The 15,102-nt window shown below is 65.0% G+C and carries 11 protein-coding genes; 9 read left to right on the forward strand and 2 right to left on the reverse strand.

From position 1 onward, the window contains the following. Positions 1-24: 24 nt before the first annotated feature. Genes FHS92_RS14460 through fdhD form a run of 5 tightly spaced genes read left to right on the forward strand, consistent with a single transcriptional unit; the run spans position 25 to position 6,042 of the window. A complete protein-coding gene (locus FHS92_RS14460; protein ID WP_184081515.1) occupies positions 25-477 on the forward strand; it encodes a formate dehydrogenase subunit gamma in 453 nt (150 codons plus the stop codon). Continuing rightward, a complete protein-coding gene (locus tag FHS92_RS14465; RefSeq protein ID WP_184081438.1) occupies positions 474-2,117 on the forward strand; it encodes an NADH-ubiquinone oxidoreductase-F iron-sulfur binding region domain-containing protein in 1,644 nt (547 codons plus the stop codon). The genes FHS92_RS14460 and FHS92_RS14465 overlap by 4 nt, the downstream gene beginning before the upstream one ends. Positions 2,118-2,122: 5 nt before the next feature. Further along, positions 2,123-4,969 (forward strand): formate dehydrogenase subunit alpha, encoded by a 2,847-nt coding sequence (gene fdhF, locus FHS92_RS14470; protein WP_184081439.1) that lies wholly within the window; start codon positions 2,123-2,125, stop codon positions 4,967-4,969. Between the two features lie 5 nt (positions 4,970-4,974). Continuing rightward, positions 4,975-5,244 carry a formate dehydrogenase subunit delta gene (locus FHS92_RS14475; RefSeq protein WP_246352018.1) on the forward strand — a complete coding sequence of 90 codons (270 nt, stop codon included), beginning with the start codon at positions 4,975-4,977 and terminating at the stop codon, positions 5,242-5,244. A gap of 15 nt (positions 5,245-5,259) precedes the next feature. Further along, complete coding sequence (gene fdhD, locus FHS92_RS14480; RefSeq protein WP_184081440.1) at positions 5,260-6,042, forward strand: formate dehydrogenase accessory sulfurtransferase FdhD; 783 nt, start codon at positions 5,260-5,262, stop codon at positions 6,040-6,042. 3 nt (positions 6,043-6,045) lie between these two features. On the opposite strand, the gene FHS92_RS14485 is transcribed toward fdhD, so the two are convergent. Together FHS92_RS14485 and FHS92_RS14490 are read right to left on the reverse strand one after the other, a co-directional pair. After that, positions 6,046-7,332: a YceI family protein gene (locus FHS92_RS14485; RefSeq protein ID WP_184081441.1), complete on the reverse strand. Its 1,287-nt coding sequence runs from the start codon at positions 7,330-7,332 to the stop codon at positions 6,046-6,048. A 94-nt stretch (positions 7,333-7,426) separates the two neighbouring features. Further along, positions 7,427-9,301, reverse strand: a complete 1,875-nt coding sequence (locus tag FHS92_RS14490; RefSeq protein WP_184081442.1) for an ABC-F family ATP-binding cassette domain-containing protein — start codon at positions 9,299-9,301, stop codon at positions 7,427-7,429. Between the two features lie 109 nt (positions 9,302-9,410). Between FHS92_RS14490 and ku the strand changes: the two genes are divergently transcribed. The 4 genes from ku (at position 9,411) to FHS92_RS14510 (ending at position 15,086) form a co-directional block, all read left to right on the forward strand. Then, positions 9,411-10,325, forward strand: coding sequence for a non-homologous end joining protein Ku (ku, locus tag FHS92_RS14495; protein WP_184081443.1), 915 nt, complete (start codon positions 9,411-9,413; stop codon positions 10,323-10,325). Positions 10,326-10,327: 2 nt separating this feature from the next. Beyond that, a complete protein-coding gene (gene ligD / locus FHS92_RS14500) occupies positions 10,328-12,832 on the forward strand; it encodes a DNA ligase D (protein WP_184081517.1) in 2,505 nt (834 codons plus the stop codon). Positions 12,833-12,947: 115 nt separating this feature from the next. Then, positions 12,948-14,069 carry a DUF47 family protein gene (locus FHS92_RS14505; RefSeq protein ID WP_184081518.1) on the forward strand — a complete coding sequence of 374 codons (1,122 nt, stop codon included), beginning with the start codon at positions 12,948-12,950 and terminating at the stop codon, positions 14,067-14,069. 12 nt (positions 14,070-14,081) lie between these two features. Continuing rightward, positions 14,082-15,086 (forward strand): inorganic phosphate transporter, encoded by a 1,005-nt coding sequence (locus FHS92_RS14510; RefSeq protein ID WP_184081444.1) that lies wholly within the window; start codon positions 14,082-14,084, stop codon positions 15,084-15,086. Positions 15,087-15,102: the final 16 nt, after the last annotated feature.

The raw sequence follows: 15,102 nt of genomic DNA on the forward strand, positions 1-15,102 counted from the left end.
ACGAGCGACGGTGACACAGGCGATCTGAGCGGGCTGATCGATCGGCTCGCGCCGCTTCATGCGCGGAAAAGGGGTGGATTACTGCCGCTTCTGCACGCCGTGCAGGAGGAGATTGGGTTCGTTCCGGATGCGGCGGTTCCCCTGATTGCCGAGGCGCTCAACATCAGCCGCGCCGAAGTGCATGGCGTGGTCACCTTCTATCATGATTTCCGGCGGACCCCGGCAGGGCGGCACGTCGTCAAGCTGTGCCGGGCGGAAAGCTGTCAGGCGCGCGGCGGTGCGGCCATCGAAAAGGCCATGCAGCGACGGCTGGGCGTGGCGATGGGCGCAACGCGTGGCGATGGCGCGGTCAGTCTGGAGCCGGTCTATTGCCTTGGCCTGTGCGCGATCGGGCCGAATGCGCTGGTCGATGGACGGCCGGTCGCGCGGATCGACGCGGGCGCGATCGAGCGGATTGCGGCGGGGGTCGGCGCATGAGCCGGGTCTACATCAGCAAGGACATGGCGTCGGTGGCGCTCGGCGCCGATGCGCTGGCCGATGCGTTCGCGGCGGCCGGGTGCGAGGTCGTGCGCACCGGCAGCCGGGGGTTGTTTTCGATCGAACCTCTGGTGGAGGTCGAAACGGGCGAAGGGCGGATCGGCTATGGACCGGTGGGGCCGGGCGATGTCGCGGCGGTCCTCGATGGCACGCACGCCAACCGGCTCGGCGATGTGACGGCGCTGCCCTTTTTCGTGCGGCAGCAGCGGTTCAGCTTTGAGCGGGTGGGCGTGATCGATCCGCTCGATTGTGATGCTTATGCCGCGCATGACGGCTGGCGCGGGCTGGATGCGGCGCGGGCGGTTGCTCCGCAGGCGGTGGTCGATGCGGTGAAGGCGTCGGGTCTTCGCGGCCGGGGCGGGGCGGGCTTCCCCACCGGCATCAAGTGGCAGACCGTGCTGGACGCGGCGAGCGACGAGAAATTCATCGTTTGCAACGCGGATGAGGGCGACAGCGGCACCTTTGCCGACCGGATGCTGATGGAGGGCGACCCCTATTGCCTGATCGAGGGCATGGCGATTGCCGCCCATGCGGTGGGCGCGGGGCATGGCTACATCTATATCCGCTCGGAATATCCCTTTGCCATCGAAACGATGCACGCCGCGATCGAGCGGTCGGCGCGGCGGATGGCGCCCTTCACGCTGGAAGTGCGTGTCGGCGCGGGCGCCTATGTGTGCGGCGAGGAGACGGCGCTGCTCGATTCGATCGAGGGCAAGCGCGGGCAGGTGCGCGCCAAGCCGCCGCTGCCCGCGATCGAGGGACTGTTCGGCAAGCCCACGGTCATCAACAACGTGCTGAGCCTCGCCGCCGTGCCGTTCATCCTGAGCGAGGGGGCGGAGGCCTATGCGGCGGTCGGCTTCGGCCGGTCGCGTGGGACCATGCCGGTGCAGCTTGCGGGCAATGTGAAGAATGGCGGGCTGTTCGAGGTCGGCTTCGGAATCACGCTGGGCGAACTGGTGAACGACATCGGCGGTGGCACGGCGAGCGGGCGGCCGGTGCGCGCGGTGCAGGTCGGCGGTCCGCTGGGCGCCTATTTCCCGCCGTCGATGTTCCATCTGCCGTTCGATTATGAGGCGTTTGCGGGGGCGGGCGGGCTCATCGGCCATGCCGGGATCACCGTGTTCGACGACAGCGTCGACATGGCGCATATGGCGCGTTTCGCCATGGAATTCTGCGCGGCAGAAAGCTGCGGCAAGTGCACGCCCTGCCGCATCGGATCGACGCGCGGGGTGGAGATCATGGACCGGATACTCGCCGCGAGAAACACCGCACTATCGTCCGTTCGCCCCGAGCCTGTCGAAGGGCTGTTTAGCACTTTGGACGAAAAGGACGGTGCTTCGACACGCTCAGCACGAACGGAGGGGGGATATTTGGCCAAGGCCCTCTATTCCCGGTCCCCCGCGCGGATCGATACGGGCCTTACCGCGCAAACCGACCTGCTGCGCGATCTGTGCGACACCATGAAATACGGATCGCTGTGCGCGCTGGGCGGGTTCACGCCCTATCCGGTATTGAGCGCGCTCGACCATTTTCCTGAAGATTTCGGTGCATCTGCGCCCATTCAAGACGCTGCGGAGTAACGAACATGGCTTTCACCCGCGAAACCGATCATGGCACGCCGCCGGTCCTGGCGAACGGTACTACCGTGACTCTTTCCATCGACGGGCAGGCGGTGAGCGTACCCGAGGGGACTTCGCTGATGCGCGCGGCGTCGCTGATCGGCACGGCGATTCCCAAGCTGTGCGCCACGGACAGCGTCAAGAGTTTCGGTTCCTGCCGCCTCTGCCTTGTCGAGGTGGAGGGGCGCAACGGCTTCCCCGCGTCCTGCACGACGCCGGTGGCCGAGGGGATGGTCGTCAGCACCCAGACGGAGCGCCTGAAAAAGCTGCGCCGCGGAGTCATGGAGCTGTATATTTCCGACCATCCCCTCGATTGCCTGACCTGCGCGGCCAACGGCGATTGCGAATTGCAGGATCAGGCCGGAGCGGTGGGCCTGCGCGACGTGCGCTATGGCTATGACGGCGCGACCAACATGGGGCAGGCGAAGGACCGGTCCAACCCTTATTTCGATTTCGATCCGAGCAAGTGCATCGTCTGTTCCCGCTGCGTGCGCGCCTGCGACGAGGTGCAGGGCACCTTCGCGCTGACGATCGAGAATATGGGCTTCGGCTCGAAGGTCAGCGCCGGACAGAGCGAGGACTTTCTGGCCTCCGACTGCGTGTCGTGCGGGGCGTGCGTACAGGCCTGCCCCACCGCGTCTCTGATCGAGAAGAAGGTGGTGGAGGTCGGCACCCCGGATCGGTCGGTCATCACCACCTGCGCCTATTGCGGGGTCGGCTGCACATTCCGTGCGGAAACGCGCGGCGAGGAACTGGTCCGCATGGTGCCGTGGAAGGACGGCAAGGCCAATCATGGCCATAGCTGCGTCAAGGGACGGTTCGCCTGGGGCTATGCGCAGCACAAGGAGCGCATCCTGAACCCGATGATCCGCGCGTCGGTAGACGAGCCGTGGCGCGAGGTGAGCTGGGACGAGGCGATTGCCCACACGGCGAGCGAGTTCCGGCGGATCCAGACGAAGTACGGCGTGCGCTCGATCGGTGGCATCACCTCGTCGCGCTGCACCAATGAGGAGACGTTTCTCGTCCAGAAGCTGATCCGGCAGGGGTTCGGCAACAACAATGTCGATACCTGCGCGCGGGTGTGCCATTCGCCCACCGGCTATGGGTTGAAGACGACGTTCGGGACGAGCGCGGGAACGCAGGACTTTGACAGCGTGCAGTACGCGGACGTCATCCTGGTCATCGGCGCAAACCCGACTGATGCGCACCCGGTGTTTGGCAGCCGGATGAAGCAGCGGCTGCGCGAAGGGGCGAAGCTGATCGTCGTCGACCCGCGCCGGATCGATCTGGTGAAATCGCCGCATGTCGCCGCCGAGCATCATCTCCCGCTGCGCCCCGGCACCAACGTCGCGCTGCTGACGGCGATGGCGCATGTGATCGTCACGGAAGGGCTGGCAAACGAGGACTATATCCGCGCGCGCTGTGAGTGGGACGAATATGAGGACTGGGCGGCGTTCGTGTCGCAGCGGGAACGCTCGCCGGAAGCGACCGAGGCGCTGACCGGGGTTCCGGCGGCAGACGTGCGGGCGGCGGCGCGCCTCTATGCGACGGGCGGCAACGCGGCGATTTATTATGGCTTGGGCGTCACGGAGCACAGCCAGGGCAGCTCGACCGTGATGGCGATCGCCAACCTCGCGATGGCGACCGGCAATGTCGGGCGTGAGGGCGTGGGCGTCAATCCGCTGCGCGGGCAGAATAATGTGCAGGGCGCCTGCGATATGGGCAGCTTTCCGCACGAATTTTCCGGCTATCGCCATGTATCGGATGAACCGACACGCAAGCTGTTCGAGCAGGCTTGGGGCGTCTCGCTCGATGCCGAGCCGGGGCTGCGCATCCCCAACATGCTCGATGCCGCGACGGACGGGGTATTCAAGGGCATCTTCATCCAGGGCGAGGATATCCTCCAGTCCGACCCAAACACCCATCATGTCGCGGCGGGCCTCGCGGCGATGGAATGCGTGGTGGTGCAGGATCTGTTCCTCAACGAAACCGCCAATTACGCGCATGTTTTCCTGCCCGGTTCGACGTTCCTGGAGAAGGACGGGACGTTCACCAACGCGGAACGGCGCATCCAGCGGGTGCGCAAGGTGATGCAGCCCTTAAACGGCTATGCCGACTGGGAAATCGTGCAGCTGGTAGCGAACGCCATGGGGCTGGGATGGAGCTACGCGCATCCCGGCGAGATCATGGACGAGATTGCGGAGCTGACCCCGACCTTCACTAACGTGTCCTACGACGCGCTTGATCGGCATGGTTCGCTGCAGTGGCCGGCCAACGCCGCCGCGCCGGACGGGACGCCGACGATGCATATCGAGGGCTTCGTGCGCGGCAAGGGCAAGTTCGTGGTGACGGACTATGTGCCGACCGATGAGAAAACCGGCCCGCGCTTCCCGCTGCTGCTCACCACCGGGCGCATCCTCAGCCAGTACAATGTCGGCGCGCAGACCCGGCGCACCGAGAATGTCGCCTGGCATCCCGAGGACATGCTGGAAATCCACCCGGTCGATGCCGAGAACCGGGGTGTCAAGGAAGGCGACTGGGTGGCGCTCAAGAGCCGCGCGGGGGAAACGACGCTGCGCGCGCATGTGACGGATCGCGTGGCGCCGGGCGTTGTCTACACCACCTTCCACCACCCGGACACGCAGGCCAATGTCATCACCACCGATTATTCCGACTGGGCCACCAATTGCCCGGAATATAAGGTGACGGCGGTGCAGGTCGGGCTTTCCAACGGGCCGTCCGACTGGCAGGAACGCTATGAGGAGCAGGCACGGCGCAGTCGGCGCATCGTGCAGGCCGAAGCGGCGGAGTAAGGGCGATGATGAGCAACCGCGAGCGGCTGGTCTATATGGCCAACCAGATCGCGCGCAATTTCGCGGCGCTGGGGCACGACAATGCCGTGGCAGCGACCGCCGACCATATCGCAAGCTTCTGGGATCCGCGCATGCGTGAAACGATTTTCGCGTGCGGAGCGGACGATGGCCTGGGCGATCTGGCCGGGGCGGCCGTGGCGCGGCTGCGTGCCGGAGCGCAGCCCGCGCCCCAGACGCCAGTGACGCAGCTTAGCGGCGGCAGCGATGCGGGATGACCGGGCGGCGCTCCGGTGAGCGAGCCGGGGGGATCGTCCTACGCGTTTGAAAGGATCGGCGCGGATGGATCCCGCTCATCCGTAGATCGGGTGCTTGCCGATGAGACGCCGGTCGCGATCGAGTATAACAGCCTCGGTTACGCCGTGCTGATGGCGAGTACCATCGATCTGGAAGATCTGGCGTACGGCTTTTCCCGTTCGGAACGGCTGATCGAGAGCGCCAGCGACATCATTGACATCGACACACACCGCATGCCGCAGGGCTGGGTCGTGCGCATCACACTGGCGGAAACGCATCTCCCGCGCGTGGTGGAGCGGGTGCGGCACCGGGTATCGGAATCCTCCTGCGGGCTGTGCGGCATCGAGAATCTGGAACAGGCGCTGCGGCCTCTGCCGCGCGTTGCTTCTCCGGCGCGCATTGATGACGCCGCGATTTTCCGGGCACTGGCGGCGCTGTCCGGTCGTCAGGCGATGAATGAGGCGACGGGCGCTGTCCATGCCGCTGCCGCCGTGGATGTGAACGGGGCCATCCGGCTCGTGCGCGAGGATGTTGGGCGGCACAACGCCTTCGACAAGCTGATCGGCGCGATGCTGCGCGCGGGGCAGGGGTGGGATGGCGGCTTCGCGCTGCTCTCGTCGCGCTGTTCCTACGAACTGGTGGAAAAGGCCGTGCTTGCGGGGTGTCCGCTGTTGGTCACGATTTCCGCCCCGACCGCCTTGGCGGTAGAACGCGCGCGCGCGGCGGGATTGCCGCTGATCGTACTGGCGCGGCCGGACGCTGTCCTTCGCCTTGTCTGAACCCTACGGCTTGGTGGAGCGCTTGGCCGAAAACGCAAAGTCGACCGATACCGGCGCAGCGATCTGATCTGTCGCGGCCCATTCGCCGGTTCCCACACCGAATTTTGTACGATCGAGGCGGGATGATCCTGTCACCTTGGCCGTGTCGCCATCGATTTTCAGCGTGAAGGACAGCGTCACCGGCTTGCTGACCCCGTGCAGTTGCAGGCTGCCGTCCGCCTTGTAGCGATCGCCGCCCAGCGACCGGATGGCGCTGGATGTGAACACCGCCTGCGGATGGGCGGCAGTGTCGAAGAAGTCGCCGCCCTGAAGCATTTCGTCCCGCTGGCTGTCGTCGGTGCTGGCCGACGCGAGATCGATCGTCACCGTGATCCGCGAGGCGTCGAGCGCATCGGGGCTGAACAGAATGTCGGATTTCCAGGATCCGAACCGTCCCGCAATGGCCGTGCCGTTCCAGCTTGCGGTGAAGCCCAGCCGTCCGCCCGACGCCACGGTCCACCGGGCGAGAGGCTGCGCTGCGAGGGCGGGTGCGGTTGCGTTGGTCGTGGCGTTCTCGACAGGTGCGCTGTTGGTAACGATGCTCTCTTCCGCGTCATCGTCGTCGACCAGCGTGGCGGCGGGCGCGCTGGCGTTCACCGGTGCGGTCGGGGACGTGCCGAAGGAGACGAAGCGGGCCGCAACGAACGTCGTGGTGATGATGCCCAGCACGACGAGCGTCGCCACTCCGGCGCGCGCGCGCGATACATGACGCCCCGCGCCCAGCAGCGGAATCATGCGGCCGAGGATGTTTTCGTCCTTCACGAACTGGTGCCGCAGCGCGCCCGCGACATGGAGCAGGAACAGCACGAAGCCGAGCAATGCCAGCGCGCTATGCGCTCCCTCGGACGGTTCATGGACGAAGGCGGGCAGGGGCAGATGCGGCAGCGGGATCGTTCCGAACAACAATGTCGGCAGCTTCAGCCGCGCGGTCGATACCAGCGCCCAGCCGGTCAGCGGTGCGCCGATCAGCACGGCATAAAATGCTAGATGCACAGCGTGCGCCAGACGCCTCGCCCAGACGGAATCGGCCATCAACTGAGGCCGGGGCCGCATCAGCCGCACCGCCAGGCGCAGCAGCGTGAGCACGAGGATCAAAATCCCGATCGACTTGTGAAGCTGAAATGCGGTGAAGAGCGCCGGCCCCTTGGGAATGTCTTCCAGCCGCCAGCCCAGCGCGAGCTGAAACGCCAGCAGGAGCGCAAGCACCCAGTGGAGCGTCATCGCGGTGCGGGAATAACGGCTCACGGGCATGGATCTCCTGAACGCGTGGCGGAGGAGCATCTCCACGCGATGCGTACTCTGACCATTGCACCGCGAACCTGTCAAGCACCGCCCGGCGGTGGTGTCAGGCGGCATTCGCCTTTTCCAGCGCCTCTGCGGCCGCCATCCATTCCTGTTCGGCGGCTTCAATCGCCTTTTCCACATCGGCGCGCCGCTTCATCAGTTCGGACATCGTGCAGTTCTTCTCGGCCGGGTCGGCGCTCGCCGGGTCGAACATCGCGCGTTCGATGCGCGAGCGCTTTGCTGTGAGATCGGCCAGCGCCTTTTCCGTCTTCGTCACGGCGTTGGACAGCGCGCGCGCCTGTTCGCGTGCGTCGGCCGCCGCCTTGCGGTCGGCCTTCTTGTCGCTCTTGCCCGCCGATCCGGACGCGTTGCCCGGCGCCTTGCCCAGCACGATGTCAGTATAATCGTCGAGCGTGCCGTTGAATTCCTTCGCCACGCCGCTGTCGACCAGCACCAGCCGGTCGGCGACCAGTTCGATCATATGCCGGTCGTGGCTGACGATCACCACCGCACCCGAATAGCTGTTGAGCGCCTGAACCAGCGCCTCACGCGAGTCCACGTCAAGATGGTTGGTCGGCTCGTCGAGGATGAGGAGATGCGGGGCGTTACGGGTGATGAGCGCCAGCGCCAGCCGTGCCCGCTCACCGCCCGACAGCGAACCGACCTTCTGCGTGGCGCGCTCACCCGAAAAGCCGAAGCGCCCGAGTTGGGCGCGCACCGCGCCGGGCGTCGCGCCCTTCATCTGGCGCGTCATATGTTCGAGCGGGGTGTCGCCGGTGTCGAGTTCCTCCACCTGATATTGCGTAAAATAGCCGACCGTCATTTTCCCCGACGCGCTCATGCTGCCGTCCATCGTGGGGAGCTGCGCGGCGAGCAGGCGGGCGAGCGTGGTCTTGCCGTTGCCGTTCTTGCCGAGCAGGGCGATGCGGTCGTCCGGATCGATGCGCAGGTTGAGGCGCTGGAGGATCGGCCGTTCGTCATAGCCGACCGAGGCCATGTCGAGCGTGATCAGCGGCGGGCGGAGTTCCGGCGGATCGGGGAAGGCAAAGGACAGGCTGGGATCTTCCAGCGCGGCGGCGATCGGCTGCATCTTGGCGAGCGCCTTGGCGCGCGACTGGGCCTGCTTCGCGGTGCTGGCGCGCGCGCTGTTGCGCGCCACATAGTCCTGCAACCGGGCGCGTTCCGCCGCCTGCTTCTCCCGCGCGGATTCGAGCTGGGCGAGCCGTTCGGCACGCTGCCGCTCGAATGCGTCGTAGCCGCCGGGGTAGAGGGTGATCTTCCCCTGTTCCAGATGCAGGATATGGTCGACCACATTGTTGAGCAGGTCGCGCTCATGGCTGATGATGACGATCGTGGCGCGATAATCCTTGAGGAAATTTTCGAGCCACAGGGTCGCTTCAAGGTCGAGGTGGTTCGACGGCTCGTCGAGCAGCAGCAGGTCCGGCGCGGAAAACAGCAGCGCGCCCAGCGCGACGCGCATCTTCCAGCCGCCCGAATAGCTGTCGAGCGGGCGGTTCTGCATCTCCTCGTTGAAGCCAAGGCCGACGAGGATGCGCCCGGCGCGCGCCGGGGCGCTGTACGCATCGATGGCGAGCAGCCGATCGTGGATGTCACCCAGCCGGTCGGGGTCTTCGCAGGTCTCGCTCTCGTGCAGCAGCGCCGCGCGCTCGTTATCGGCGGCGAGCACGGTCTCGAACGGGGTCGCGGTGCCGCTCGGCGCTTCCTGCGCGATATAGCCGAGCCGCGTGCCGCGCGGCATATCGACGCTGCCGCCGTCCGGATCGATGAGGCCGATGATCGCCTTCATCAGCGTGGACTTGCCCGCGCCGTTGCGCCCGATCAGCCCGACCCGCGATTGGGGGGGCAGGGCGGCGCTCGCCTTGTCCAGTATGACGCGCCCGCCCAGGCGCACGGTGATCTCGTTGAGGTTCAGCATGGCCGCGCCCTTAGCACGGGATCGGGCGGGGTGTTAGCGCCTATTCCCGCTGCGGAACCGAAGGGCGTCTTCCGGGATTGATGGATGTTGCCGCAGCAAAGGATATCCCATGCCCGCACGTCCCTATTGGCAGGGCCAGATCAGGCTGGCGCTCGTTTCCATTCCGGTCGAGATTTTCTCGGCGACGAAGAGCGGGGCGACGATTGCCTTTCACCAGATCCACGAGCCGTCGGGCAAGCGCATCCATTATGAAAAGGTGGTGGACGGCATCGGTCCGGTCGATCCCGAAGAAATCGTCAAGGGCTATGAAGTGGAGAAGGGCGAATATGTCCTGCTGGAGGAGGAGGAGATTGAGGGCGTTGCGCTGGAAAGCCGCAAGACGCTGGAGCTCAATCGCTTCGTCGATGTGGGAGAGATCGACGCGATCTTCTATGACAAGGCCTATTATGTCGTGCCTTCGGACACTCTGGCCGAGGAAGCCTTCGTCGTGTTGCGCGAGGCGCTGCGCAAGACCCGCAAGATCGGGCTGGGGCAGCTGGCGCTGCGCGGACGGGAATATGTCGTCAGTCTGAAACCTTGCGGGCGGGGCATGGTGCTCGAAACGCTCAAATATTCCGATGAGGTCAACCAGTCGTCGAGCTATTTCCGCGGCATTGGGGATAGCAAGCCTGACGCCGACCTGCTCGACCTCGCCACGTCGCTCATCGAGAAGAAGGCGGGCGCATTCGACGCCGACGATTATCACGACCGCTATGTCGATGCGCTGCGCGCGCTGATCGCGAAGAAGCAAAAGTCGAAATCGAGCAAGCTGGTGATCGAGGATGAGGAAAGCACACCAGCCGAGAGCATGAATGTCGTCGATCTGATGAAGGCGCTCAAGAAATCGCTCGATGGTGGCGGCGGTAGGGCCACATCCAAGGCCCCGGCCGCGAAAAAGCCGGCTGCAAAAGCCAAGACGACCAAGCCTTCCGGCGCGAAAGCCGCAGCCGGAGCGGCACCGGCGCGAACCCGCAAACGCGCGTGATGATGGCCCGCCGCGATCCGCTCTCCGACTATAACACCAAGCGTGATTTCACGCGCACGGCCGAACCGAAGGGCAAGCGCGACACGAGCGGCGGCCAGCGTTTCCTGGTGCAGAAGCATGATGCGACCCGGCTGCACTGGGATTTCCGGCTGGAAATGGATGGCGTCCTGAAAAGCTGGGCGGTGACGCGCGGTCCGAGCCTCGATCCCGATGACAAGCGCCTCGCCGTGCGCACGGAGGACCATCCGCTCGATTATGCGACCTTCGAGGGGACCATTCCCAAGGGCGAATATGGCGGCGGCACGGTGATGCTGTGGGACGAAGGCACCTGGGAAGCGGTCGGCGGCAAGGACCCGACCAAGACGATCGAGGAAGGGCATGTGCATGTCATCCTCCATGGCCATCGGATGAACGGTGAATGGCTGCTGGTGCGGATGAAGCCACGCGGCAACGAAAAGCGTGAGAACTGGCTGCTTCGCAAGGTGGAGGATGAGGAGGCTGGCGCGTCGGATACGCTCGTCGAGGAGGCGCTCACCAGCGTGACGACCGGGCGGACCATGGCGCAGATCGCGGCCGGGGAGACGCCCGTCACGCGGTCAAAATCCACGCCCGAAAAACCGAGCAAGACAACGCGCACCCCCGCCAAATCGGCCAAGGCAAAGGGAGGAAAAAGCGTTCCCCCCGCCTTCCGCGCGATCCAGCTGGCCACTCTGGTCGAGCGCGTGCCGGAGGGGTCGGACTGGATTCACGAAATCAAATATGACGGTTACAGGACGCTGCTCGCCATCGGCGGAGGCGCCGTTAAGGCCTATACCCGCACCGGCCTGGACTGGTCGGACACATTTGCGCCTGTGTGCGACGCCGCCAGCCAACTCGACATCGGCAGCGCGCTGATCGATGGCGAGGTGGTGGCGCTCGACGCGGACGGTCGACCGAGCTTCTCCGCGCTACAACGGGCGCTAAAAGAGGGCGGGGCGCTCCATTATTTCGCGTTTGATCTGCTGGAGCAGGATAGCGAGGATCTGAGCGGCTTGCCCAATCTGGAGCGCAAGGAGCGGCTGGCGGCGTTGATGCAGGATGCGCCGACGCCGCTGCATTACGCCGATCATGTCGTCGGGGCAGGCGAAAAGCTGTTCCAGCGGCTGTGCAAGGACGGCTATGAGGGGGTGGTTTCCAAGCGCGCTGACGCGTCCTATCGCGGAACGCGGAGCCGTAATTGGCTGAAGATCAAATGCACGCGGCGCCAGGAATTTGTCGTGCTCGGTTACGGGATAAGCGACAAGGCGGGCCGTGGGCTGAAATCACTGCTGGTGGGGGTCCATGACGGCGGCGCGCTGCGCTACGCCGGACGGGTGGGAACGGGGTTCGATGCCGCCACGCGCGACATGCTGGTGGCGACGATGGAGCCGCTCGCGCGCAAGACGCCCGCTGCCGATGTGCCGAAAGCCGTCGCGCGCGGCGTGCATTGGGTGAAGCCCTCGCTGGTTGTAGAAATCGCCTTTTCGGAATTTACGGCCGATCATATCCTGCGGCACCCCAGTTACATCGGACTGCGGCAGGACAAGCCTGCCAAGGACGTCGTGGTGGAACAGCCGGTTGCTGTGCAGGATGAGACTGGGGGCGGCGAAAACCCCGACAACTCTTATCATGGCGTGACCATCACCCATCCCGAGCGCGTCATCGATCCGACAGCCCCGACGACGAAGGGCGCGCTCGCGGCCTATTATGCCAAGCTCGCCGACCCGTTGCTCGCGTGGCTCGCCAATCGCCCTGTGAGCCTCGTCCGCTGCCCGCAGGGGCGCGAGAAGCAATGCTTTTTCCAGAAGCATGATGGTGGCAGCTTCGGCGACCGGGTGGACCGCATCTCGATTCCCGACACCAAGGGCAAGCAGGAAGACTATCTGGTCGTCAACACGCCGGAAAGCCTGCTGACCTGTGTGCAGATGGGCACGATCGAGCTGCACGGATGGGGATCGCCCGCCGATGACATCGAACATCCCGATCGGATGATCTTCGATCTCGATCCCGATGAGGGCGTCGACTTTGCGACGGTGCGCAATGCCGCTGTGCAGTTGCGCGATCTGCTCGCCGAAATGGGATTGCAGAGCTTCGCGATGGTCTCCGGCGGCAAGGGCGTGCATGTCGTCGTTCCGCTCGACGGCAGCGCGGACTGGCCAGCGGTGAAGGACTTTGCCAGCCGGTTCGCGCAGGCGGTTTCGAGCGCGCATCCCGACCGGTTCACGGCCAATATGCGCAAGGCGCAGCGCAAGGGAAAGATCTTCATCGACTGGCTGCGCAACGAGCGCGGAGCGACGGCGGTGATGCCCTATTCCGCGCGGGCGCGACCCCGGACCAGTGTTGCCGCCCCGGTCGAATGGAACGAGCTGGCATCGATGGAGACGGCCGCGCCCTTCACCATCAAGGATGCCGACACGCTCCTCACGCGTGCCAAAAGCAAGGCGCTCAAGGCCTGGGGAAAGGCGGATCAGGCGCTGCCGGATACGTAGTCTTCCGGGTTTTGCGCCGAAACTTCTATCCACAGCTTTGATGCGCTCCTATTTGACGTCAGGCGTGTTTGCCCGCTAGGGCTGTCATAAAATTGTAACATATCGGGGTCTCGTCATTCGTCAGATCGCTGCCTTGCCATATCGAACGGACGGGGATGCGCTCGACGCGCCCGTCAGCATCCTGCTCGTCACCTCGCGGGGGACGAAGCGCTGGGTCATTCCCAAGGGTAATCTGGTGAAAGGCCTGTCTCCCCACGCATCGGCCGCGCATGAAGCGGAAGAGGAAGCAGGGATCATCGGCTCGGTATGCCCGACACCACTGGGCAGCTACCCCTATCGCAAGGTGTTGCGCAGTGGAGCGTCCCGGTGGATGGAGGTCGATGTCTTTCCCGTGCTAGTGACGCAGGAGCTCGACCAGTGGGAGGAGCAGGACCAGCGCGAGCGCCGCTGGTTCCCGCTTGCCGAAGCGGCGGATGCTGTGGACGAACCCGAGCTGCGCGACCTGATGCGCAAGTTCAAGGCTGCCGAATTTACCGCTCTCGCCAGGCGCGGCTTTCTGCCCGTCGCCACTGATATCAAAGAAGGTTTCAAGATGTTTCACTGGTTCCAGAACCTGCTGCCCAAGCAGGGCAATTTCTTCAACCTGTTCGAGGCGCACGCCGTCACCCTGATTGCCGGGAGCGACGCGCTCGCCCGCCTGTTGCAGGGCGGCCCGTCGATGCAGGACCATATCCGCGAGATCATCGAGCGCGAGCATGAGGCCGACGCGATCATCCGCGAAGTGCTCCAGACCGTGCGCCGCACCTTCCTGACCCCCTTCGACCGCAGTGCGATCACCAGCCTGATCGTCTCCATGGACGATGCCATCGACCAGATGCAGCAGACGGCGGGTGCGATCAGCCTTTACGAAGTCACCGATTTCTCGCAGGAAATGAAGGATATGGCGGCGATCATCGTCGATGCGTCGCGCCTGCTGGCCGAAGCGCTGCCCCTTCTGCGCAGCATCCACGCGAACGCCGCGCGGCTGCACGAACTGACCGAGCGGCTGGTGACGATGGAGGGCCAGGCGGACCAGATCCATTCCACGGGCCTCAAGGCGTCGTTCAAGGCGCATGGGCAGGGCAACACCCTGCGGTTCATCGTCGAGCGGGAAATCTACAGCCATCTCGAAAAGGTGGTGGACCGGTTCGAGGATGTGGCGAACGAGATCGACGGCCTCGTGATCGACCACGCATAGGGCGGGCGGGACATGACGACCACCATCATCGCGTTGCCGCTGCTTGTGGCGCTGATCGGCCTCGCGCTGGCCTTTGATTTCCTGAACGGGCTCCACGATGCCGCGAATTCCATCGCCACGGTGGTGTCGACGCGTCTGCTCTCGCCGGTGCAGGCGGTGCTGTTTGCCGCCGTCTTCAATTTCTCCGCCTACTGGATCTTCGGCCTGAAGGTCGCCGAGACGGTGGGGAAGGGGATTATCGACAAGGATATCGTCAATCCGCAGGTCATCTTCGGCGCGCTGGTGGGCGCGATGTTCTGGAACATCGTTACCTGGTGGAAGGGCATACCATCCTCCTCCAGCCATGCGCTGGTCGGTGGGCTGATAGGCGCGGGGATGATGCGGGCGGGCACGGACGGAATTGTCTGGGCGGGTGTATCAAAGACCGCATCCGCGATCGTGCTTTCCCCCATGCTCGGCCTGATGCTCTCGATGTTCCTGATGATGGCGACGTCGTGGATCTTCATGCGCGCCACCGCCAACCGCGCGGAAGGCGTGTTCCGCAAGCTGCATCTCATTTCCTCCGCCGCCTATTCGCTCGGCCATGGCGCGAACGATGCGCAGAAGACGATGGGCATCATCACCGTGCTGCTCTATTCGCAGGGGATGCTGGGCGGCGAGTTCCACGTGCCCGAATGGGTGGTGCTGAGCTGCTATACGGCGATCGCGCTCGGGACGCTGTCGGGCGGGTGGAAGATCATCGAGACGATGGGTACGCGCATTACCAAGCTGTCGCATCATCAGGGGTTTTGCGCGTCGGCGGGTGGCTCGGTGATGTTGTTCGCCGCCTCCGCTCTCGGCATTCCGGTCTCGACCACGCATACCATTACCGGCTGCGTGGTCGGCGTGGGCGCGGCGCGGCGGGCGTCCGCCGTGCGCTGGAGCGTGGCGCGCAGCGTGGGCGTGGCCTGGCTCATCACCATTCCCGCTTCGGCTGCGGTGGGCGCAGCGTTTTATGGCCTGACGACGTTGTTCTGATCTCCGTTGCGAACGG

The sequence above is a fragment of the Sphingobium subterraneum genome, from assembly GCF_014199435.1.
Classification (GTDB): domain Bacteria; phylum Pseudomonadota; class Alphaproteobacteria; order Sphingomonadales; family Sphingomonadaceae; genus Sphingobium; species Sphingobium subterraneum.

Coding starts and splice junctions, on each gene's coding strand:
- FHS92_RS14465 (WP_184081438.1), top strand. CDS start 474: ATGAGCCGGGTCTACATCAGCAAGGACATGGCGTCGGTGGCGCTCGGC.
- fdhF (WP_184081439.1), top strand. CDS start 2,123: ATGGCTTTCACCCGCGAAACCGATCATGGCACGCCGCCGGTCCTGGCG.
- FHS92_RS14475 (WP_246352018.1), top strand. CDS start 4,975: ATGATGAGCAACCGCGAGCGGCTGGTCTATATGGCCAACCAGATCGCG.
- FHS92_RS14485 (WP_184081441.1), bottom strand. CDS start 7,332: ATGCCCGTGAGCCGTTATTCCCGCACCGCGATGACGCTCCACTGGGTG.
- FHS92_RS14490 (WP_184081442.1), bottom strand. CDS start 9,301: ATGCTGAACCTCAACGAGATCACCGTGCGCCTGGGCGGGCGCGTCATA.
- ku (WP_184081443.1), top strand. CDS start 9,411: ATGCCCGCACGTCCCTATTGGCAGGGCCAGATCAGGCTGGCGCTCGTT.
- ligD (WP_184081517.1), top strand. CDS start 10,328: ATGGCCCGCCGCGATCCGCTCTCCGACTATAACACCAAGCGTGATTTC.
- FHS92_RS14510 (WP_184081444.1), top strand. CDS start 14,082: ATGACGACCACCATCATCGCGTTGCCGCTGCTTGTGGCGCTGATCGGC.